Consider the following 19,913-nt stretch of genomic DNA (forward strand, 5'->3'; position numbering starts at 1 on the left):
CATGCAATGGGGACAAATCAAAACACTATTCATCATATGCTTCCTTATTTTGGACATTTTCCTGCTCCAGCAGTTTTTGAAGACAATGGATTCCAGATCGCCGTCCGGCGATATAACGGAAGTGAAAGAAGATGAACTACTTGAGGGGAACGTGGAAGGACTTGATAAGCTGCCAGAGGAGCAGGTGAAGGATTCGTATATAACGGTAAAAGCGCGTAACTTCACCGCTGAAGACGTGGAAACCCTCAAGTCGATGAGCGAACAGGAAGTCTTCCGGCTCAGCGGCGGCAACCTGTTGTATTCAGAATTCAAGGATCCGGTGCCGATAGACCCGGATAGCTCGAACGCCGACAAAGAATTGGCACTATCCGAGCATGTACTTTCTGGAGGAGAATACGTCTATTGGGGTCAGGATGAAGTTTCCGGCGCCTTGATTTTTTTCCAGACAAACAACAGCAAGCCGATTTATTACAGTCAGAGCAGCTTTATCGTAGCCTTTACCAACGAGGACAATGAAATTACCAGTTACCTCCAGTCCGCGCTTGATGAAGTGGAAAGATCGGAGCCAAAAAGCATTATTACAGCGAAAACTGCGGTGAATAGCCTATTCAAGGCAAGTGTGTTGCCAATGGATCCAGAAATAGCGGAAACTCCGACAATAGGTTATTATTCGTTCGTCGATCTCGATGAAGGGCAGCAGGTTTTTGCACCTTCCTGGCACTTTGCCATCAATGAGAGTCTGCATTATGTGGTAATGGGTTATGAAGGACAATTTTCCCAGCATGACAATCCGACGTTTGTCCGGAATACGATCCGGAAAGCGCAGGATGGTATGAGGGACGCAAAGCTATCCGACGAGAAAACAGAAGAATTGCGAAATGTGTACCAAAGGTTATTGGAATCAACAAGGGTGAGTGATGAGGAATGACGTTAAGCTTTAGTGTGCTTGCATCAGGAAGTACAGGAAATGCTTTTTATATAGCGACAGAAAAAGAGAAAATCTTAGTCGATGCGGGATTGAGCGGAAAGGAAATGGAACGGCTGATGAGCGAAGTGGATATCGATCCCCACAGTCTTACCAAGCTGCTTGTCACCCATGAACACAGTGACCATATCAAAGGGTTGGGCATCATGGCCCGACGTTATCGACTGCCGATTTATGCCAACGAAAAAACATGGAAAGCGATGGAAGGATCAATCGGCAAAATCGATTTGGACCAAAAATTTGTGTTCAATATGGAGGAAACAAAGGCTTTCGGCGACCTGGACGTGGAATCGTTCGGCGTCTCGCACGATGCGGCGGAGCCGATGTTTTTCACCTTCCATCATGAAGGAAAAAAAGTGGCTCTCGTTACCGATCTCGGTTATGTATCCGAACGCATAAAAAAAACCGTAGAAAATGCCGATGCCTATATTTTCGAAGCCAACCATGATGTATCCATGCTGCAGATGGGCAGATACCCGTGGAATGTCAAACGACGCATTCTCGGCGATAGCGGCCACGTTTCCAATGACGATTGCGCCCTGGCATTGAGCGATATCATCGGAGACCAAACAAAGCGTATTTATTTGGCCCATTTAAGCAAAGATAACAACATGAAAGAATTGGCCAGAATGTCCGTGCAAAACTATTTGAACGACCATGGTTTCACCATCGGCGACAAACTGCACCTGCATGATACAGACCCGAAGACGCCGACCCCCCTCTATGAAGTAGTTTAACCGGACTGGCGAAAGGAAACACTATAAACGGCAAGATGTATGTTTTTCCAGGTCAGAAAGGATGGGTGCGATGGGCTATTATGATGATCATTATCAAACAAACAGGACGACTAAGAAAAAAAGGAACTGGTTTCTGCCTTCCCTTATCGGAGCAATCATCGGAGCGCTGATTGTGATTGTGGCACTTCCTGCCTTGCAGGAAGCAGATTTGCTGCCTTTCCAATCAGCTGAACAAGATTCCAACGAAATTACCCAGGGTAATGGCGACAACTCACAAGCCGGTCCTACTTCCAATGTCAATGTCGACGTATCGACGCAAATAACCGAAATCGTCGGCGAGGTGACCCCCGCTGTAGTCGGTGTGGTCAACATTCAATCCTCTACGAACTTCTGGCAGCAGGAGGAATCAGGACAAGCCGGCACCGGTTCCGGCGTCATTTATAAAACGGAAGACGGAAGCGCCTATGTGGTGACCAATCATCACGTCATAGAGGGCGCCGACGAAGTCGAAGTGGTGCTTTCGGATGAAACGCACGTATCCGCGGAACTGCTCGGCAGCGATGTGTTCACCGATTTGGCCGTTTTGAAAATGAGTGCCGACCAAGTCGATAAAACGATCGAAATCGGCAGCTCGGATAGTGTCAAAGTAGGCGAACCGGCAATCGCCATCGGGAATCCGCTCGGGTTGATGTTCTCCGGATCGGTTACCCAGGGGATCATCAGCGGCAAGCAGCGTGCCATTCCGCAGGACTTTGACGGTGACGGACGGGCTGACTGGCAGGCAGAAGTCATCCAGACAGATGCCGCCATCAATCCGGGGAACAGCGGCGGTGCGTTGATCAATATGAGCGGGCAATTGATCGGAATCAACTCGATGAAAATCGCCCAGTCTTCGGTAGAAGGAATCGGCTTCGCAATTCCGATCGACAGTGCGACTCCGATCATCGAACAGCTGGAGACAGAAGGAACGGTCACAAGACCATACTTAGGTGTTGAAGCATATTCCCTTGAGGAGGTAGCCCAGGTGGAATGGGAGCGGAGACTGAACCTGCCTGAAGAAGTCGAAGGCGGCATCTACTTGCGCAGCATCGAACCGATGTCTCCTGCAGACCAAGCTGGCTTGAAAGAACTTGATGTCATCACCAAGCTGGATGGCGAGCCGATCCAGGATGTGATTGGATTGCGCAAGCACCTCTATCAGGAAAAACAGGTCGGCGAGGAAATGACGGTGACTTACTACCGTGACGGAGAACAGCAAGAAACGACAGTGACCCTCGCCTCCCAGGAGTACTGATAAAGGCAACAGGTGGAGACAAAACCATGGAACCAAAGCAAAAACCGAGCGATATTCGAATGCAAAGCATTCGAGTTCGTTCGGTTTTTTTCTTGTACTAAAACTCACTCTGGGGGATGAGGACAACGGAATTGCAGTTACTCCCACAGTTATGCACAGGCTGTGGATGGAATTGAGGATAACTCTCCATATCTGGTGGCGAACATTCATTCTAGCACCAAATAAAGTGAACGGTTGAAAAACTTGTGGACAACTATCGTGGATAACCTGTTTATACGCTAGGAAAACATGTGTATAAAAAGAGACAGTGATAATTGTGGACAACCTTGTGCATAACTTGATGTTACGGTGAATAACCGTGTACCATGCTTTTGAAAATTAAATTGATTTTTACGAAAATTTATTATAACCTATACTTATTAAAATCATTTTAATAACTGAACAGGAAGGGAGGCGGAATATGGATTCCATATCCACCGCAGGCGGGGCCGAGGTGATGAAACGGCAGAACAGGTCGGCGGTTCTGCATGTATTGCGGAAAGAAAGCCCTGTATCCAATGCGGAGCTGGCCCGTCATACCGGACTATCGGTAATGTCGGTTTCGAACATCATCAAAGAATTGCAAGCATGCGATTTAGTGGAAACCACGGGCAGCGGAGAGTCACAGGGCGGAAGGAAACCGACGCTCTATCAGCTGCACGAGCAAAACTGGGTGATAAGTGTCGCCATCCATGTGGATAACATCCAAACAGCCAAAATCAATCCCCAAGGGAATATCGTACAAGTCGAAAAGAAATCCATATGTGGACAACTCCGGCAAAACGAGTGGGCTGCATTGGTGTGCGACCTGATCGATCAGTTACTGGAAAACACGGAAGACCAAGCAAGGCCATTGGGAATCGGTGTTTCCGCTCCCGGTCCTGTCGATGTGGATAGCGGAACGATGTTACATCCTCCCAACATCAAAGCAATCGAACAGTGGCAAGTCGCCGCATTGTTACGGGAACGCTATAGGCTGCCGGTGGTACTGGAACGGGATGCGAATGCAGCAGCCCTGGCGGAATACTGGTTCGGTTCCTCCGAGAATAAAAGCAGCATGCTCTACGTACTGGCCGACCAGGGAATTGGCGGCGGCATCATTTTTCAGGGGAAAGTGTATCGCGGTTTTTTAAACGGAGCGGGAGAACTCGGCCATCATACCATCGACATGGACGGACCCAAGTGCAGCTGCGGCAGTTATGGCTGTCTGGAGGCACTGGCTTCCGGAATCGCAATGACGAAAAAGGCGGAAACGATGCAAAATCAGAGGGAAGTGCCTTCTTCAGAAAAGCAGCAGATCACGCTGGAAAAAATTTTTCAAGCCGCGATGGCTGAGGTGCCGCTTGCCATGCAGCTGTTGGAAGAATCGGCGAACTACTTGGGCGTAGGTATCGCCAACGCAGCAAATATCCTCAATCCAGAGGAAATCATCATCGGCGGAGCGATTGTCCACGGTTATCCGGCTGCAATGGAAACCATTTCGTATCTCGTCAACGACCGGATTTTGTACAACGGAAACAATTCGATGATCATCAAACGGTCACAATTCAAGGAAGAGGCACAGCTTGTCGGAGCTGCGGCGGTGATTCTGGATCATTTGTTTTCCAAGCCGCAGCTGTTACTGAAATGACAAACAGGGAAAAGGTGATAATATGGGAGTGGCAGTAGGAGTAGATATCGGGGGAACAAAAGTGGCCCTGGCACTGGTGAATGAACAAGGCGAAATCAGCAGGCAGAGCAAACTGAAAACAGATAAATCCGTTGAGCCTGGCGTGATGATACAGCGAATCATCGAAGCAATTGAACAGCTGTTGAAGGAGGAAGGACTGGCATCCGACCAGATTTCCGGTATCGGTATCGGCTCTCCGGGTCCGTTGAACAGCAAGGCAGGGGTCATCTCCTGTCCACCGAATTTGCAAAACTGGAAGGACGTTCCGATAGTGGAACAGGTTCGCGGACATTTTCCGGTTCCTGTCGTGCTGGAAAACGATGCTAACGCGGCGGCCATGGCAGAAAAATGGTTAGGCGCCGCACAGGAAAATCAGGATTTTGCTTACATGACCATCAGCACCGGAGTCGGAGCCGGGTTGTTTGCAGACGGCAAGTTATTGGGCGGAGCCCGTGGCAATGCCGGCGATATCGGGCACACCGTCGTCGATCCGTCTTACGGCCAATGCCCGTGCGGCCAGAAAGGCTGTCTGGAGTACATCGTCTCTGGAACCGCCATCGCCAATCGCGGTTCGGAGCTGGCGGGAGAAACACTCACGACCGAGGAAGTGTTCCAACGATACGACCAAGGCGATGCCAACATCGTTCCTTACATTGAAGACGTATTCCGTTTGATCGGTGTCGCCTGTGTGACATTGATCAACACCTTCGATCCGGAAAAAATCGTGATCGGCGGCGGAGTCTCCAAGGTTGGGGAACCATTGTTTGCGAAAGTGCGGGATTATGTCAGCCAATATGCATTGAACCCTGCCGGCCGGGAAACAGAAGTAGTACCGGCTCAATTGGACCAAAATGCCGGTGTCGTCGGAGCAGCAGGGCTGATTTTAGCTTCATGAACACCATGGAAACAAACATACATAAGGAGGAAAAGCATGTACAAGGAACCGATTTTTTTAGAGCCCGTTTTTCAGGAGCGGATTTGGGGCGGCCAAAAATTGAAGACGGAATTTGGCTACGATATTCCCTATGACCATACCGGAGAGGCCTGGGTGATTTCCGCCCATCCGAACGGACCGAGCCGGATCGTCAACGGCCCTTTGCAAGGCAGCACGCTGAAGGATGCCTGGGAACAGCACGGCGAATTGTTCGGCGAAGCAGCCAAAGGCGGGGAAGACTATCCCTTGCTGGTGAAGATCCTCGACGCGGCCAACGATTTATCCGTCCAAGTGCACCCAGATGACACGTATGCAAGAGAAGTCGAAGGAGAACCATACGGCAAAACGGAATGCTGGTATGTCATTGATGCAGAAGAAAACGCGGAAATCATTTTCGGCCACCATGCCGGCAGCCGCGAAGAATTCAAGCAAATGGTCGACAGCGGCCAGTGGGATGAATTGCTGCGCAAGGTGAAAGTGAAGGCCGGAGATTTCATCTATGTACCGAGCGGAACCATCCATGCCATCGGAAAAGGCATCGTGATTTTGGAAACCCAGCAAAGCTCCGATATCACCTACCGGGTATATGATTACGACCGGACCGACGATCAAGGCAACACAAGGGAGCTGCACCTGGATTCAGCGATCGCCGTTTCGACCGTTCCACATGAAACAGTCGAGATCGAGCAAAAACAAACAAACAAAGACGGTCTGACCTCCAACCGTCTCGTCCAGCAGGAGTATTTCACCGTGTACCATTGGGAGCTGGACGGAGAAGTCGACCAAGCTGTAGAAGAGGACTTCCTGCAGGTGAGCGTACTGGACGGTGAAGGAGAATTAACCGTGGAAGGAACCACTTTCACCTTGAAAAAAGGCGACCACTTTATCATGCCATCCACTGTCGAGCACTATCATTTATCGGGGAAAGTTTCATTTATCGTTTCCCATCCATAAGGAACAGGCACCAGGAGAAAAACAGGCTAAATCGCAATGATTTGGCCTGTTTTTACTTTTATGTGTCCTTTTGATATCTGATAAGGATGGGGAAATTTCATGGTAAAATGAAGGAAGGATGGTCCGGAAACAAACGGGAAGGATCGTCAATAAGCATTAGGGCGGGATGCGGGATGGGCTTGGAAGAGAACATATCAAATGTAGTAAAAATGTTCCCGGAAGTGGAACGAAATCAAAAAGTTGTCATCGGAATAGATGGATTAAGCCGTGCCGGGAAAACCACCTTTGTGCAATCCATTGAACGGCACATGCAAGAGAAAAAAATTCCGGTTTGTGTTTTCCACATAGATGATTACATTGTCGAGCGAAAAAGTCGTTATCATACTGGATATGAGGCGTGGTATGAGTATTATTATTTGCAATGGGACATAAAGTACCTTAGAAAGTATCTATTCGAAAGACTTAAAGACACAACTGAACTACCGTTACGGACATATGATGATTGTTCCGATACGCAATCATTACAGACAGTCATCATTCCTGATACCTGCCTGATTATCATCGAAGGGGTATTTTTACAAAGAAAAGAGTGGAGACATCATTACGATTTTATGATTTATCTGGATAGCCCCAGAGAAAAGAGATTCCATCGTGAAAGCAATTCAGCAAGAAGTGACAGAGAAAAGTTTGAAAAGCGGTATTGGAAAGCGGAAGACTATTATTTGGAAACCGTTTCGCCACTCGAGCAAGCAGATATCGTTGTTCGGAATTGAAATAAATACTTGGCATCCGCCAGTTCGTTCGAAACGATTAAAAAAGGTGGAAATGAAAATGTTGTCAATAAACGGCCGGATATGTGGACAAATAAAGATAATAATTGCAGTAACCTTAGTTTTTGCTATGTTTTATCTGGAAATGAAGATACAAAAGGAATATTTCTTTTAAGTCCCGGATTATTTTCATAGTGATTGGACTTGTAAGTTTTTCAAGAAATAAGAAAGAGAGAACTATAAAAAATCAAGAAGGAATCTTTGATTTAGTAACAGGAACTTTTTTCATCACTTACTCCATATTCCAACATGTATTTATCTTTATTCTTTACACTATCGTTTTTATTTTGATGATCGTTTTCCTTAGTTATGGTAAAAGGGGCGTTAAAAATACGAAAAAATAAATACGGAAAACCTTCCGTTCTTGATTCTTCTTATCTTACTTTCCCTCGCACGCCCGTGCACGTTTACAGAGTTTATCCCATATGAATATTCTTCCTTTTCTAAACCGATTTGCTGTTCCTAAGAAAAATCCTTTATTACTCAGAAAAAAGCTCCCAATTAGATGGGAGCTTCTAGTATCAATAACCGACTTCGACAGCGGCATTGACGATATACATCAGATCGTTTTCATCGTTCTCTTCTTCGAGGATAATGCCGCTTGAGGTTGCCATTCCGCCATCTGTCAATTCGACCTTCGCGGAACCAAACGGGATCACCTTTTTCACTTCTTCCTTGTCGAGCTGTTGCCTGTCTAACGGTACAGCGAGACGCACATTGACTTTCATGTTTTCCAACGATTGCTCCGGCAGGATCTGTTCAATACCGGGCATCGAATTCGAAAGTATCGCATCTTCCACTGCCCGGACAGCTGCCTTGGTGATGTTTTGGCCATGCACATCGATACCTGTTCCGGTCTGTACGAAAAGAATTTTATCCATGGGAAAATCTCTCCTTCCAAGTGAATAGAGATCTTGCCAAAGTCGAGAGGTACAAATAGCTTATGGGGAACATTTCCCGTCAAAATTCTAGGACAAACATGCGATTGCGAATAGACGGGAGGAAATAGAGATACAGGCTTTGCAAGATGTATAGTGAGGGAAAATCTACGCGCAAGTTGAAACGGTACATACAGGAATCAATCAAACAAGAAGAGCGTTCCTTTCTCCAAAATTTCGACAGAATCCTGTTTTATTTCCCCGGAAATAATGACCGACATGTTATTCTTTGAACAATCCCTCATCATAAAGGACGCCCACGGCAAGAGAAAACGTCCATTCTATTCCAAACAAAAAACCGACACATATTTGCCATTGTCTTTGTGCAGTTGAATTGTTACTATATGTAGTAGATTTAAAGTTTTATTGTTACATATATAGATATTTCGCCAGCTTAGTAGTTTACTCTCAAAAAGATTGGGTTGATATCCATGACAGGCGTAAACATGATAACAAAGCATTCGAATGACAGGGCACTTGCTTCGTTATCCGTCATTATAGTGTATGTATCGATCAGCGGCAATACGCAAGAGGTGGCGCAGATGCTTGCCGAGGAACTGGAGCGGCATGTCGGGAGTGTAAACCTCTATAACATTTTGGGAAATGAGCCATTTCCGGATGTGCAGGCTTATGATGCCATGCTGATTGGCAGCTATACCTGGGAGAACGGCCAGACGCCGTTTGATGTAAAGGACTTTGTAGCCGATTTAGGCTACAAGCCGGAGAATGTGTTTGTGTTTGGCACTGGGGATACACAGTTTGGCGGGGATGATACGTTTTGTCTGGCAGCTGATAAACTGGCTAAATTCTATCATTCACCGCTTCCGCCGCTGAAGGTGGAACAATCTCCAAGAGGTGAACAGGAACAAGAAGTTTCGAACTGGATGAAAGGGGTATTAACATGGCTAAGTTAACAAGAGCAAAAGTACTGGAACCAACAAGTCCCAATAAAGCTACCGCACTGTTCAATGGGGAAGCGAGCGGGATTCTCCACTGGGACAATGTGAAATATCCGCATTTCTACGATATGCGGAAAACGATTCGAGGGCTGTTCTGGACTGCCAATGAGGTAAATATGGTGACAGATACGAAGCAGTTCAGCAAACTCTCCAAACAGGAGCGCACCGCCTTCCTTAAAATCATCGGACTGCTTGCTACATTGGATGGACCGCAAACGGATATCGCATCCAAGATTTCTGCCTATTCGACGGATCCAAGCGTCAAATCATTGCTTGCAACGATCGCCGACCAGGAAAGCGAGCATAACCACAGCTATACATACGTTTTGGCGTCGGTGACAAATTACGATAACCAAATTGCATCATTCAATGAAGGACGTACGGATCCCGTCCTGCTTGAGCGCAATGAACGGATTGTCGAGATTTACAACGAATTTGCGACAAATCCGACTATTGAAACGGTATTAAAAGCAATGGTGTATTCTTCTTTATTGGAAGGATTATTCTTCTATAGCGGGTTTGCTTTCTTCTACAACCTGGCGCGCAATCAGAAAATGGTAGGTACATCCACGATGATTTCTTACATCAATCGGGACGAGCTGTACCACGGCCGCTTTATCAGTGAACTGTTCCGTGCCACCCTGGCAGAAAATCCGGAGTATAATAACGAGGAATTCATTGAATGGGTTTACGACCAATTCCGCCATTCGGTCGAACAGGAAATAAAATGGAGCCGCTACGTACTCGATGGCATTGACGGAATCCAGCTCGATGCAATGGAAGGCTATATCAAGTATCGAGCCAACAAGATGCTTCGCATGCTCGGTCTAAGCGAGATCTACGAAGGCTATCAAGAAAACCCGATGAAATGGATTCGGGCCTATGCCGATAACTTCAACGGCACCAAATCCGATTTCTTCGAACAGAAATCACGCCAATACACCAAGACAAGCGATTTAAACGGATTTGATGATCTGTAATAATAGAAAAATCCCGGAAGCGTTCATGCGTGCCGGGATTTTTTTATGAGCAAATCCATCTATTATAGCTGCTTATAAGCAATGTTTACCGCAAACCCATGCATTTTCCATTTTTTCTCGTTATACTAAAGAGAACAGACAATTTAACCGAAAGAAAAGGAAGAAACCATGAAAATTACGATTATTTCTGTAGGAAAACTAAAAGAGAAATACTTAAAGCAAGGCATCGCAGAATATGTAAAACGACTAGGAGCTTATGCGAAAGTCGAGGAAATTGAAGTGCCTGACGAAAAGGCACCGGAAAACTTAAGTGCAGCGGACATGGAGATGGTTAAGCAAAAGGAAGGTGACCGTATCCTCGCAAAGATTGGCGCCGATGACTACGTTATCTCTTTGGAAATAAAGGGAGATATGATTACATCCGAACAACTCGCATCTAAGATCGATAAGCTGACCACCTACGGAAACAGCAAGATCGTGTTTGTTATTGGCGGGTCACTGGGATTAAGCGATGATGTGCAGCAGCGGAGTAATTATGCGCTTAGTTTTTCGATGATGACGTTTCCACATCAGTTGATGAGGCTGGTGTTGCTAGAGCAGGTTTACAGGGCGTTTCGGATTAATCGGGGGGAACCGTACCATAAGTGAGGGTAAAACTGAAAGGGACCTCAATGTGTCCCTTATCTCTTTTTCCGAGGTATTAATTTTGTTTAAGGGCGCCAAATCAACATTATTATCATGAGCATAGCTTGCCAGCTTTAGGATAAGACTCTTGGACTTTTTTTTTACCGCATCTGGAGTGAAATCGAAATGCAATTTAATTTTGGCTATTTCACGGCCTTTCTGTCGACCAATGACTCTTTCCTCAGCCGAAGGCGTAATCTCAATCTGTTCCACAATCATACGTAATAGTTCTTTCTTTTCTTCTCCACTTACTTTCTCCAGTATTTCATCGATATTTTTAATGAGATGGTGAAGTGCCATTAGATCAATTGGTTTTGTATTAATATTGGCGAGTTCTTCCTCAATTTCTTCCAATTGTAATTGGTTGGATGTCTTTTCTTGTTGTAGTTCTTTTAACTTACCTTCAATAAGTGGCTTTAAATCTGGGTCATCCATTAGCTTCTCTACTGCATTATTAATCTTTTTCTCATTTTCCTTTATTTTTGATTCAATGTACTCTTTCTGAGCAATTAATGGCTCAAAGGCACATTCTCTTTCCTTGTTCATCTTTTGCACAAGTTGATGGATGAAGTTAGAATCAGTTACTATACGTTTAATTTCTCCTAGTACTTGTGCCTCGGCAAGGTCAGCATTAATACTATTAGATGAACAAACTGATGCACCCTTGTTATGGAAATTGCCACAAACATAATAACGATAGGTTTTAGTTTTCCCTTTAGATTTACCAGACACCATTCCAGCGCCACATTGAGGGCAGCGAATGAGCTTAGATAGAAAATATGGCTGACTAGATTGAACAGCTTTATATGAACGTCCTCGTCGTTTGAGTTGAACACTATCCCATAATTCCTCATTGATAATGGGCTCATGTTCACCGTCAACAATAATAGGTTCTTTGTTCTTGCCTTGGCGCCTCTTTTCTGACCAGTTCTCATGTTGATTGAATCTGACTTTACCTATATACATAGGATTGTCCAGTATTCCTTTTAAAGTAGCAATTGAGAAATCTCTATCTCTTTTTGTTTTGAATCCCTTACGATTAATGATTCCAACTATCTTCTTGTAACCATATCCACAGTCAGCAAGGTTGAATATCTCCTGTACTATTTTTGCTTCTTCCTTATTAACAACGAGTTGTTTATTTACAGAGTCGTACCCAAGACACTGGCCACCATTCCATTTCCCTTCTTTTGCTCTCTGGGTCATACCCATCTTTACACGACCAACGATTTGTTCACGTTCGTTTTCTGCGATGGCACTTAAGATGTTGTACACTAACTTTCCAGATAAAGTTGTTGTATCAATGCTCTCCGATAAGCTTATTAGTTGTACATCATGAGATGCTAATGTATCAACTATCTCTGAGGCATCTCGTACTTTTCTTGCAATTCTGTCTAACTTGTATGTCATAACAGCATCAAATTTATTGTGTTTAGCATCCTTAAGTAGACGAGTCATTTGGGGGCGTCCTGAAATACTCTTACCGCTTTTCCCTTCATCAATATATTCATCTATTATTGTGATGTTGTGCTTTGAAGCATAATCGTTTAACAAATCTTTCTGTGCGGGAATACTGTAACCTTCCTTTGCTTGATCGTCGGTGCTAACTCGTACATAAATAACAGCTTTTAATGAACTCATAATTGTTCCTCCTTGTTATAAGTTGGTATTTTAACTCTTTTAACCTCAGCATCCTCAACTTTTTGGTTTTTACGATCATATTCTTTCATCGCTTTCTTTGCTATTTCAGTAAATGCATTGAGAAAATGTTCTTTTTGGTTTACATGGTCTGAAGTTGTGCCCCCTGAATTATTCATTTGCTTCACCCTTTTCTTTTGTAGACTGTATCTTTTTTAATGCAGTTATCTTCTTGGACCAGTTTTCCTTCCTTCTTTTGGTTTTATTAATTAAAAACAGTAATTCTTCCTGAAATTCCTCTAATTCTAAAGCGGACAAATGTAATTCCTCATCGATCGATACTTTATATTCACTATTTAAAGAGTGAATTGTGCAAGCTATATTGGCTTGGTAATTTTGCTGAAATAACGGGTTATTATCAAACTGTTTATGATTTGAACCAAAAATAGTAAATGGTTGCATAGGGTGTTCATAGTACACATCAAAGAATGCACTTATTGGGACACTAAAGTATTTACTTAATTTTTGAAGTACCTCTAAACTGGGATTTTTCGCAAAGTTTGTTTCCAGTTTGGCCAAGCTTGAAGCAGTGATTCCAATGTCCTCCGCAACTTTTGCTTGTTTGTATAAACCATTGTTTACATTGGAAGCTTTATTCCTTATCCATTTAATACGTCCCCCTAATGTTGCATTTTGAAGTTCTGCTAGCTCCTCTTCATTTACTTGATATGAATTCGGCATTTCGACTCCTCCTTAATTGTTTAATAATAATATATCATTAAATTTCCAAAATGGAAACATTTTTCTTGATTTTATTTATTAAATAGAATATATTGTTTGTGAGATAAAAATAACAACATATAAATAGCTGGAATGACCTGGCAGCAGCGTATTCAAAAAACTGGCAAGGTGGGATGGAGCCAATGTCAAAAAGTCCATGCGGAACAGATAGTAATTCGTACTTCTATCTGGTACGTCAGGGGGATAAAAGCAACGATGCCTCTGTACCATGCGTGCAAAATATAAGTTGTGGGGGTTCAGTTCCTTCTATTTAAATGAAGGGATTAGACGGATGAGAAACACATAGATTTCAACATGCAGTTGAATGAAGCAGGTGGGGCGTTTGAAGTACCTGTTAAAAGTGTTTGCTTTCTTAATCAAAGCTTTCTCGAAAAAAGTAGAGAATGGATTTAACGAAAGCTGGTTAGTACGAACATGACGAAACGGATACCCAATCAATAAGGAACGGGGAATGTTGACTCGAAAACTACTCTTTGTGCAGAAATGCTGTTAATATGCACTTTTTCACAGGGAGTAGTATGCATTCAGAGCCGTGTTCCCATTAAACAGGAAATGTATTAATCTAGTTCACTATCAATAAGTTAGCTACGGTATTGGCCGCCACCACCAAAACCCTATTAGTACCTTATTACAACTTTCAAGAATCAAACTGCTACAGAAAATGCTATACCAGTAAAGCATAGGAGGAATGAAATGAATACATCATATCGTTTTAAGCCGATTAATGAGCAAAAAGGTATCTACCTAATTAAGGTAGGACAAAAGGATATCATGACAAAAGAAGAAGGAAAGATAGTTTATATTGTAAAAGTAATTGCAAGTGGATATGAGATAGATGTTGAAGAAGTAGCAGTGATAGGTGGATATATGCCGGAGGAGCTACTGTATGATGCTAAATGCCTGCTACTCGATTGTCTTGAAAAGGACGCCAACGATGGCTTTGCCCACGATGTACTGGTTAGGTTACCAAGCAAAAAGAATACCCATCTTGAATCAAAAGAACCAGAAGATAAGTAATAGAAAGGGACGATAAAAAATGAATTGTGACTTCCTATACTATGATATGGAGAATGAACTCAATCCAGACAGAGCAAGAAGAGTCTTAGTTGACGATATTGATAATATGCCGATACAAGCTATGTGTCGAATGAAGCGAGCATATGAAGGGTTAAGTCAAAAGCAATTGGCTGAGATTATAGGTTGTAGTACATCGGAAATATCCAAATTTGAAAGCGGAAAGAAAAGCCTATCATCAAGGAATTATATAGCCATGGAAAGGTATCTATTTAATACCAGGTACAGACTGGATGATGAAGGTGACTATGATTACTATGATTATGATTGGAATAACTAAGCAAACCAACGTGTAAAGGGTACTATACCCCCAGAAAGGCCTTAACAATTGTGACTTTTATGAATAAAGTGAGTAATATGAAAGAAAGCACTAATTATCGGGTTTTATCAGGCTATACTTATAAATATTGAGTTTATGTGTGTAGCGAAAAAATATTTAAAAAGGGGACGACCGATTCAATGGTGTCCCCCATTTTTATTACAAGTATCCCTTTTCTTTCAGACTAATAAATTTCCCTTGTCCTATGATAACGTGGTCAAGCACTTCAATACCTATAATTTTACCTGTTTCTGCTAAACGTTTCGTTACGTGTATATCTTCTTGGCTAGGGTCTGGTTGCCCTGAAGGATGGTTATGAGCGACTATCGTAGAAGCACAGCTTCCTTTTATTAATGCTTTAAAGCATTCTCTTGGATGTACGATACTTGCATTAAGAGAGCCAGTAAAGATGGATTTCCTAAAAATTACTTGGTTTTTGGTATTTAGTCCAAGACAAACAAATTCTTCATGTTGCAAATACTGCATGTCCGATAAATAATCATATGCATCTTCAGGACTTCTTATAGTGAAGCGATCTTCAGCACATGTTGGGTTTAACCTTGCAAGTTTTAATGCTGATACAATTTGCTTTGCCTTTACCTTGCCAATCCCTTTGATGGCAATTAGTTCATCTTCGGTTACATCTAGCATTTCTTGAATAGAAGGATACCGATTAAACAATTCAGAAACTATATAACTATCATCTTTTTCTCGTAGAGTAGTAGTAAGCAATGATTTAAACGTAATTTTGTCAAATAAATTATTCATTAGTATTTTCCTCCTTGAAATAGAAAAAGGAGAGACCGCAGCCTCTCCTTCTTGAATTAATGTGTATTTTTGTTATTATTAAATTAACCAACAGGGCTCTTATGAGCTCTTTTTTTGTGCATAAAAATAACCCATTAGATTATGGTTCCAATGAGCAGTTCAGTCTATTATTCTATTGCTTTGCATTTACTCACCCCCTTGTACTTCACTTAGTAACAAAAGATCCTTGATGAATGACGAGGCTTGTGTCTTTGAAAGCTTAGTACTGTGGTCTACGTTGAACATCATCTTCATCATTTCCCGTGCTGTATCTGGATTCATATCTTGCTCTTTTACAAGCTGGTGAATCTTTGTTAGCTGACGTCTGGTAATTGTACCATCACCTCCTTTAATGTCCTTATTACTTGGCATGTCTTCAACATCCTGCGTAAAGAAACCACTGGAGGCAGATACATTTAATACTGCATCTACCAATGCACGCTTCTTGGCCATTTTCAGCACAGTGTTAATAATCGTAAATGGGGTTTGGTCAGCATACTGTTCTTCCTTTGTATTACATGAGCCAATACCTTCAGCAACTATATGCATGGTCCCTATTTGTATTAACACAACTCGCACTTCACAATAAAACATTCCATTTTGCCAATCCTCGAATCGGTGACTTACTTCATAATTAATAGAAAGATTCATATATTGACAGATTTTTTCTGCTCCAGGCTTTAGTAATGTAGGCTTGTTGTATCCTGCAACCTTCCCATAATCAATTCCTTCCACCATTGTTTGATGGATTAAGTCTTCTAGATAACTAATCTTTTGTTTTACTTCACTTAATGAAATGGTACTATCGGAGACGACTCTAGAAGTACTTTGTTTACTGTTTAAAGTGATTATGTTGTTATCCTTTTTCAACTTGTTTCACCCTTTCATTTGCATACTTTTGTTTCCTTTTGTACATAGAAAGCTACTCGATTTCCAAGTTCGTTATTGCAATTGTAGTAAGCATATCTTGCAATGAGGTGTTCTAATTCTTCCAAAATTATAATAGTTACTTTCATACCTAGATACCAAAGCCCTTCGATGTGTACTGGGTGTACTCTATTTGCTACAAGGAATCCAGTCCAACATCCATCTTTTCTAATAATGGTTTTCACATTGCTTTTGTTTAGACGTATCATGTTCTCACCTCCTTTCAAGTGGTCAAAAAAATACCCCTATAAAAGATGGGGTGGGCATTAAACGTTTCTATTGCTTTCATCAATACACATACCTAGGGGGTCGGAAAATTATCAAAAAATCATCTATATACAGGACTTCATTAGTTGTACTAGACTCTCAGCAAGTAGTTCTATGATAAAACTATTATTCTTACTATGTTCAAAGCTTTAAATTTCTAGAATTAACAGCTACAGCCGTATATAATTAAATAAAAGGGGGGGTATTATGTCGACAGTCTATCATGCGAAATACTTTGCACATGAATTAACTAGACAATCGTCAAAAGATGGAGTAGAAAAGCTATCAAGGTCGTTATTTGATGCTTCCGTAGATTTAAATCCCCACCAAATTGAAGCGGCTCTTTTTGCTTTTCGTTCACCATTATCAAAAGGTGTAGTGCTAGCCGATGAAGTAGGGCTTGGTAAGACAATAGAAGCAGGGCTAGTATTATGCCAAAAATGGGCAGAACGTAAGAGGAAACTTTTAATTATCTGTCCCGCATCATTACGTAAACAATGGAGCGTGGAACTCCAAGAGAAATTTAATATACCTAGCGTAATACTTGAAGCAAAGTCATTTAATGACTATAACCGTAAAGGTAAAAGTAATCCGTTTAAACAAGATGCTGTTATAATCACTTCTTTTCAATTTGCAAATCGAAAAAGAAGTGATTTGAGACTTGTCCCATGGGATATGGCGGTAATAGATGAAGCACACAAGTTACGGAATGTTTACCGCAAGAGTAATAAAATGGGTAATGGTATTAAATGGGCACTAGAGGATAGAAAAAAGCTACTATTAACTGCTACTCCATTACAAAATTCACTACTGGAACTCTTTGGTTTGTCTACCTTAATAGATGACCATATTTTTGGTGATATTGGTGCTTTTCGCTCACAATACATGAATGGGAAAGACGAGCTAATAGATTTAAAAGAACGGCTAGGTGCATTTGTTCACCGTACTCTTCGTTCTCAGGTTTTAGAATACATACAATATACAGAGAGAGTACCAATAACTTTCCCGTTTAAACCTACAGATGATGAACAAGCACTCTATAAAGGCGTTTCAGACTTTTTATTAAAAGAAGATACTTATGCAATTCCGAACAGCCAAAAGGTATTAACAACGCTTATTATTCGAAAGTTGCTTGCCTCATCTTCCCAAGCGCTTGCGGGTACATTGCAGACGATTAAAGAACGTTTAGAATCTATGCTTGATGAACAAGTTTTAAAAGATGATTGGATAGATGAAATTATTGATAACGATGAAATGGAAAATGATTTATTAGATGAGAGAGATGCGGAAGAGGAAGAATATGATATTGATGCTTCCGATAATTCAATAGATGTTGAGAAATTAAAAGCAGAAATAGATGAGATAAACCGATTATTAGGTTGGGCGAAGTCTATTCGAATCGATAGTAAAACAAGAGCATTAATTAAGGCATTACAAACGGGATTTAATCAAATGAATAAAATGGGTGCTAATAATAAAGCAATGATTTTTACTGAATCTCGCCGTACCCAACAATATTTGAAGGATTTCTTAGAAGCTAATGGTTATGCAGGAAAAATTGTTTTATTTAATGGGACTAATAATGATGAGGAATCGAAAACCATTTACAAACGTTGGATGGATAAATATGAGAATACCGATAAGATAAGTGGTTCCAAAACATCAGATAAGCGAGCGGCATTAGTTGAACATTTTCGGGATGAAGGTGAAATTATGATTGCAACAGAGTCTGCTGCAGAAGGGATAAACTTGCAATTTTGCTCTCTTATTATTAATTATGACTTGCCTTGGAACCCACAACGGATTGAACAACGAATTGGTAGATGTCATCGTTATGGCCAAAAACACGATGTGGTAGTAATAAACTTTCTAAATGAACGTAACGAGGCCGATCAAAGGGTATATGAACTATTAAAAGAAAAGTTCAACCTTTTTACAGGGGTTCTAGGAGCATCAGACGAGGTTTTGGGTAGTATTGAATCAGGTGTTGATTTTGAAAAACGTATATTATCAATTTATCAACGGTGTCGTACTACAGATGAAATTGAACAAGCGTTTAAAGAACTTCAAGATGAACTAGAAGACCAAATTCAACATAAAATGAAAGATACAAGACAAGCAATTCTAGATCACTTTGATGCTGATGTGCATTCTCGACTAAAAATAAATCTTGAAGATACTAAGTACCAGCTAGACCGTTTTAGTAAAATGTTTTGGTCATTGACTAGGGTAATGTTGAGTGAAAGGGCACTATTCAATAATGATGATTTAAGCTTTACTTTGATAAAAGAACCACCAATTTCTAATGTAAAAAAAGGTCAATATGAGTTGATTTCAAAGGATAGGAAGGAAACAAACGCAAATCTATACAGGCTTTCTCATCCTTTAGGTGAATACGTTATTAACTCTGCAAAAGAGCTATCAACTCCACAAAGCGAAGTAGCATTTGACATTACCAATCATCCCGTAAGAATATCTGTTATAGAGTCTCTTAAAGGGAAAAGTGGCTACTTAACACTTACGAAACTAACAATAGATTCTTATGAAAAAGAGGAGTACCTTCTTTTTAATGGAATAACTGATGATAATCAACAAATTGACCAGGAGATCTGTGAGAAACTATTCCAATGTATTGGAAAAGAGGAGTATTTAACCAATTGGTCCAATGAAAAGCACCAATCCTTGAATAGAGACGCAAATCGCCATGTACAAGCTACTATCAGCCAATCGCTTGAAAATAATAATAAATACTTTCATGAGGAAAGAGAACGGCTAGAACGGTGGGCAGATGATTTAATACTTGCTTCAGAAAAAGAACTTCAAGATACAAAGGCAAAAATTAAAGAAGCAAAAAGGCAAGCAAGAATGGCTATATCAACTGAAGAACAACACCAAATACAAAAGCAAATCAAAAGTTTGGAACGGGACCAGCGCAAACAAAGACAGCGTATTTTTGAAGTTGAAGATGAAATAATGGATAAACGTGACGACTTAATTGATGAACTTGAGGAGAAGATGGTACAGAAAACAGTACAGGAAGAGCTATTTACAATACGATGGAAAATAATTTAGAGGAG

20 protein-coding genes are annotated in these 19,913 nt (G+C 41.7%); 13 read left to right on the top strand and 7 right to left on the bottom strand.

What is annotated here, in order from left to right; translation table 11 throughout:
• The first annotated feature begins 1 nt into the window (after position 1).
• The 7 genes from ABVF09_RS06745 to ABVF09_RS06775 all read left to right on the top strand — a co-directional run bounded on the left by ABVF09_RS06745 (position 2) and on the right by ABVF09_RS06775 (position 7,385).
• The gene (locus ABVF09_RS06745; RefSeq protein WP_026568885.1) at positions 2-928 is read left to right on the top strand and encodes a two-component system regulatory protein YycI; all 927 of its coding nucleotides are present in this window, start codon (positions 2-4) and stop codon (positions 926-928) included.
• The gene (locus tag ABVF09_RS06750) at positions 925-1,722 is read left to right on the top strand and encodes an MBL fold metallo-hydrolase (RefSeq protein ID WP_026568884.1); all 798 of its coding nucleotides are present in this window, start codon (positions 925-927) and stop codon (positions 1,720-1,722) included. The genes ABVF09_RS06745 and ABVF09_RS06750 overlap by 4 nt, the downstream gene beginning before the upstream one ends.
• Before the next feature lie 70 nt (positions 1,723-1,792).
• Positions 1,793-3,016: a S1C family serine protease gene (locus tag ABVF09_RS06755; protein WP_371068818.1), complete on the top strand. Its 1,224-nt coding sequence runs from the start codon at positions 1,793-1,795 to the stop codon at positions 3,014-3,016.
• 460 nt (positions 3,017-3,476) lie between these two features.
• Positions 3,477-4,685, top strand: a complete 1,209-nt coding sequence (locus ABVF09_RS06760; RefSeq protein ID WP_371068819.1) for an ROK family transcriptional regulator — start codon at positions 3,477-3,479, stop codon at positions 4,683-4,685.
• Between the two features lie 22 nt (positions 4,686-4,707).
• Positions 4,708-5,619: an ROK family protein gene (locus tag ABVF09_RS06765; RefSeq protein ID WP_153461437.1), complete on the top strand. Its 912-nt coding sequence runs from the start codon at positions 4,708-4,710 to the stop codon at positions 5,617-5,619.
• Positions 5,620-5,655: 36 nt separating this feature from the next.
• Complete coding sequence (manA, locus tag ABVF09_RS06770) at positions 5,656-6,612, top strand: mannose-6-phosphate isomerase, class I (RefSeq protein WP_371068820.1); 957 nt, start codon at positions 5,656-5,658, stop codon at positions 6,610-6,612.
• A gap of 173 nt (positions 6,613-6,785) precedes the next feature.
• A complete protein-coding gene (locus tag ABVF09_RS06775) occupies positions 6,786-7,385 on the top strand; it encodes a kinase (protein ID WP_371068821.1) in 600 nt (199 codons plus the stop codon).
• Positions 7,386-7,963: 578 nt separating this feature from the next.
• Here the strand turns inward: ABVF09_RS06775 and ABVF09_RS06780 are convergent.
• Positions 7,964-8,323, bottom strand: coding sequence for a Lin0512 family protein (locus ABVF09_RS06780; RefSeq protein ID WP_371068822.1), 360 nt, complete (start codon positions 8,321-8,323; stop codon positions 7,964-7,966).
• 503 nt (positions 8,324-8,826) lie between these two features.
• Here ABVF09_RS06780 and ABVF09_RS06785 point away from each other — a divergent pair.
• The 3 genes from ABVF09_RS06785 (at position 8,827) to rlmH (ending at position 10,967) form a co-directional block, all read left to right on the top strand.
• A complete protein-coding gene (locus tag ABVF09_RS06785; protein WP_371068823.1) occupies positions 8,827-9,294 on the top strand; it encodes a flavodoxin in 468 nt (155 codons plus the stop codon).
• Positions 9,282-10,319: a ribonucleotide-diphosphate reductase subunit beta gene (locus ABVF09_RS06790; RefSeq protein ID WP_371068824.1), complete on the top strand. Its 1,038-nt coding sequence runs from the start codon at positions 9,282-9,284 to the stop codon at positions 10,317-10,319. Before ABVF09_RS06785 ends, ABVF09_RS06790 begins: the two co-directional genes overlap by 13 nt.
• A gap of 168 nt (positions 10,320-10,487) precedes the next feature.
• On the top strand, positions 10,488-10,967 hold the full coding sequence (rlmH, locus tag ABVF09_RS06795; protein ID WP_371068825.1) for a 23S rRNA (pseudouridine(1915)-N(3))-methyltransferase RlmH: 480 nt from the start codon (positions 10,488-10,490) through the stop codon (positions 10,965-10,967).
• Here rlmH and ABVF09_RS06800 read toward each other — a convergent pair.
• Genes ABVF09_RS06800 through ABVF09_RS06810 form a run of 3 tightly spaced genes read right to left on the bottom strand, consistent with a single transcriptional unit; the run spans position 10,911 to position 13,382 of the window.
• A complete protein-coding gene (locus tag ABVF09_RS06800) occupies positions 10,911-12,644 on the bottom strand; it encodes a recombinase family protein (RefSeq protein ID WP_371068826.1) in 1,734 nt (577 codons plus the stop codon). The two genes, rlmH and ABVF09_RS06800, sit on opposite strands and share 57 nt — an antisense overlap.
• Entirely contained in the window at positions 12,641-12,820 is a 180-nt protein-coding gene (locus tag ABVF09_RS06805; protein WP_371068827.1) for a hypothetical protein, read from the bottom strand. The genes ABVF09_RS06800 and ABVF09_RS06805 overlap by 4 nt, the downstream gene beginning before the upstream one ends.
• Entirely contained in the window at positions 12,813-13,382 is a 570-nt protein-coding gene (locus ABVF09_RS06810; RefSeq protein ID WP_371068828.1) for a helix-turn-helix domain-containing protein, read from the bottom strand. Before ABVF09_RS06810 ends, ABVF09_RS06805 begins: the two co-directional genes overlap by 8 nt.
• A 753-nt stretch (positions 13,383-14,135) precedes the next feature.
• Here ABVF09_RS06810 and ABVF09_RS06815 point away from each other — a divergent pair.
• On the top strand, positions 14,136-14,459 hold the full coding sequence (locus tag ABVF09_RS06815; protein ID WP_371068829.1) for a hypothetical protein: 324 nt from the start codon (positions 14,136-14,138) through the stop codon (positions 14,457-14,459).
• Between the two features lie 130 nt (positions 14,460-14,589).
• Entirely contained in the window at positions 14,590-14,796 is a 207-nt protein-coding gene (locus ABVF09_RS06820) for a helix-turn-helix domain-containing protein (RefSeq protein ID WP_371068951.1), read from the top strand.
• A gap of 198 nt (positions 14,797-14,994) precedes the next feature.
• On the opposite strand, the gene radC is transcribed toward ABVF09_RS06820, so the two are convergent.
• The 3 genes from radC to ABVF09_RS06835 all read right to left on the bottom strand — a co-directional run bounded on the left by radC (position 14,995) and on the right by ABVF09_RS06835 (position 16,778).
• Complete coding sequence (gene radC, locus ABVF09_RS06825) at positions 14,995-15,603, bottom strand: RadC family protein (RefSeq protein WP_371068830.1); 609 nt, start codon at positions 15,601-15,603, stop codon at positions 14,995-14,997.
• A 186-nt stretch (positions 15,604-15,789) separates the two neighbouring features.
• Entirely contained in the window at positions 15,790-16,512 is a 723-nt protein-coding gene (locus ABVF09_RS06830) for a hypothetical protein (RefSeq protein WP_371068831.1), read from the bottom strand.
• A gap of 14 nt (positions 16,513-16,526) precedes the next feature.
• Positions 16,527-16,778: a hypothetical protein gene (locus tag ABVF09_RS06835; protein ID WP_371068832.1), complete on the bottom strand. Its 252-nt coding sequence runs from the start codon at positions 16,776-16,778 to the stop codon at positions 16,527-16,529.
• 265 nt (positions 16,779-17,043) lie between these two features.
• On the opposite strand from ABVF09_RS06835, the gene ABVF09_RS06840 reads away from it, so the two are divergent.
• Positions 17,044-19,908, top strand: a complete 2,865-nt coding sequence (locus ABVF09_RS06840; protein WP_371068833.1) for an SNF2-related protein — start codon at positions 17,044-17,046, stop codon at positions 19,906-19,908.
• Positions 19,909-19,913: the final 5 nt, after the last annotated feature.

The sequence above is a fragment of the Sediminibacillus sp. JSM 1682029 genome (assembly GCF_041366435.1).
Classification (GTDB): Bacteria; Bacillota; Bacilli; order Bacillales; family Amphibacillaceae; genus Sediminibacillus; species Sediminibacillus terrae.

Coding starts and splice junctions, on each gene's coding strand:
- ABVF09_RS06745 (WP_026568885.1), top strand. CDS start 2: ATGCAATGGGGACAAATCAAAACACTATTCATCATATGCTTCCTTATT.
- ABVF09_RS06750 (WP_026568884.1), top strand. CDS start 925: ATGACGTTAAGCTTTAGTGTGCTTGCATCAGGAAGTACAGGAAATGCT.
- ABVF09_RS06755 (WP_371068818.1), top strand. CDS start 1,793: ATGGGCTATTATGATGATCATTATCAAACAAACAGGACGACTAAGAAA.
- ABVF09_RS06760 (WP_371068819.1), top strand. CDS start 3,477: ATGGATTCCATATCCACCGCAGGCGGGGCCGAGGTGATGAAACGGCAG.
- ABVF09_RS06765 (WP_153461437.1), top strand. CDS start 4,708: ATGGGAGTGGCAGTAGGAGTAGATATCGGGGGAACAAAAGTGGCCCTG.
- manA (WP_371068820.1), top strand. CDS start 5,656: ATGTACAAGGAACCGATTTTTTTAGAGCCCGTTTTTCAGGAGCGGATT.
- ABVF09_RS06775 (WP_371068821.1), top strand. CDS start 6,786: ATGGGCTTGGAAGAGAACATATCAAATGTAGTAAAAATGTTCCCGGAA.
- ABVF09_RS06780 (WP_371068822.1), bottom strand. CDS start 8,323: ATGGATAAAATTCTTTTCGTACAGACCGGAACAGGTATCGATGTGCAT.
- ABVF09_RS06785 (WP_371068823.1), top strand. CDS start 8,827: ATGATAACAAAGCATTCGAATGACAGGGCACTTGCTTCGTTATCCGTC.
- ABVF09_RS06790 (WP_371068824.1), top strand. CDS start 9,282: ATGGCTAAGTTAACAAGAGCAAAAGTACTGGAACCAACAAGTCCCAAT.
- rlmH (WP_371068825.1), top strand. CDS start 10,488: ATGAAAATTACGATTATTTCTGTAGGAAAACTAAAAGAGAAATACTTA.
- ABVF09_RS06800 (WP_371068826.1), bottom strand. CDS start 12,644: ATGAGTTCATTAAAAGCTGTTATTTATGTACGAGTTAGCACCGACGAT.
- ABVF09_RS06805 (WP_371068827.1), bottom strand. CDS start 12,820: ATGAATAATTCAGGGGGCACAACTTCAGACCATGTAAACCAAAAAGAA.
- ABVF09_RS06810 (WP_371068828.1), bottom strand. CDS start 13,382: ATGCCGAATTCATATCAAGTAAATGAAGAGGAGCTAGCAGAACTTCAA.
- ABVF09_RS06815 (WP_371068829.1), top strand. CDS start 14,136: ATGAATACATCATATCGTTTTAAGCCGATTAATGAGCAAAAAGGTATC.
- ABVF09_RS06820 (WP_371068951.1), top strand. CDS start 14,590: ATGAAGCGAGCATATGAAGGGTTAAGTCAAAAGCAATTGGCTGAGATT.
- radC (WP_371068830.1), bottom strand. CDS start 15,603: ATGAATAATTTATTTGACAAAATTACGTTTAAATCATTGCTTACTACT.
- ABVF09_RS06835 (WP_371068832.1), bottom strand. CDS start 16,778: ATGATACGTCTAAACAAAAGCAATGTGAAAACCATTATTAGAAAAGAT.
- ABVF09_RS06840 (WP_371068833.1), top strand. CDS start 17,044: ATGTCGACAGTCTATCATGCGAAATACTTTGCACATGAATTAACTAGA.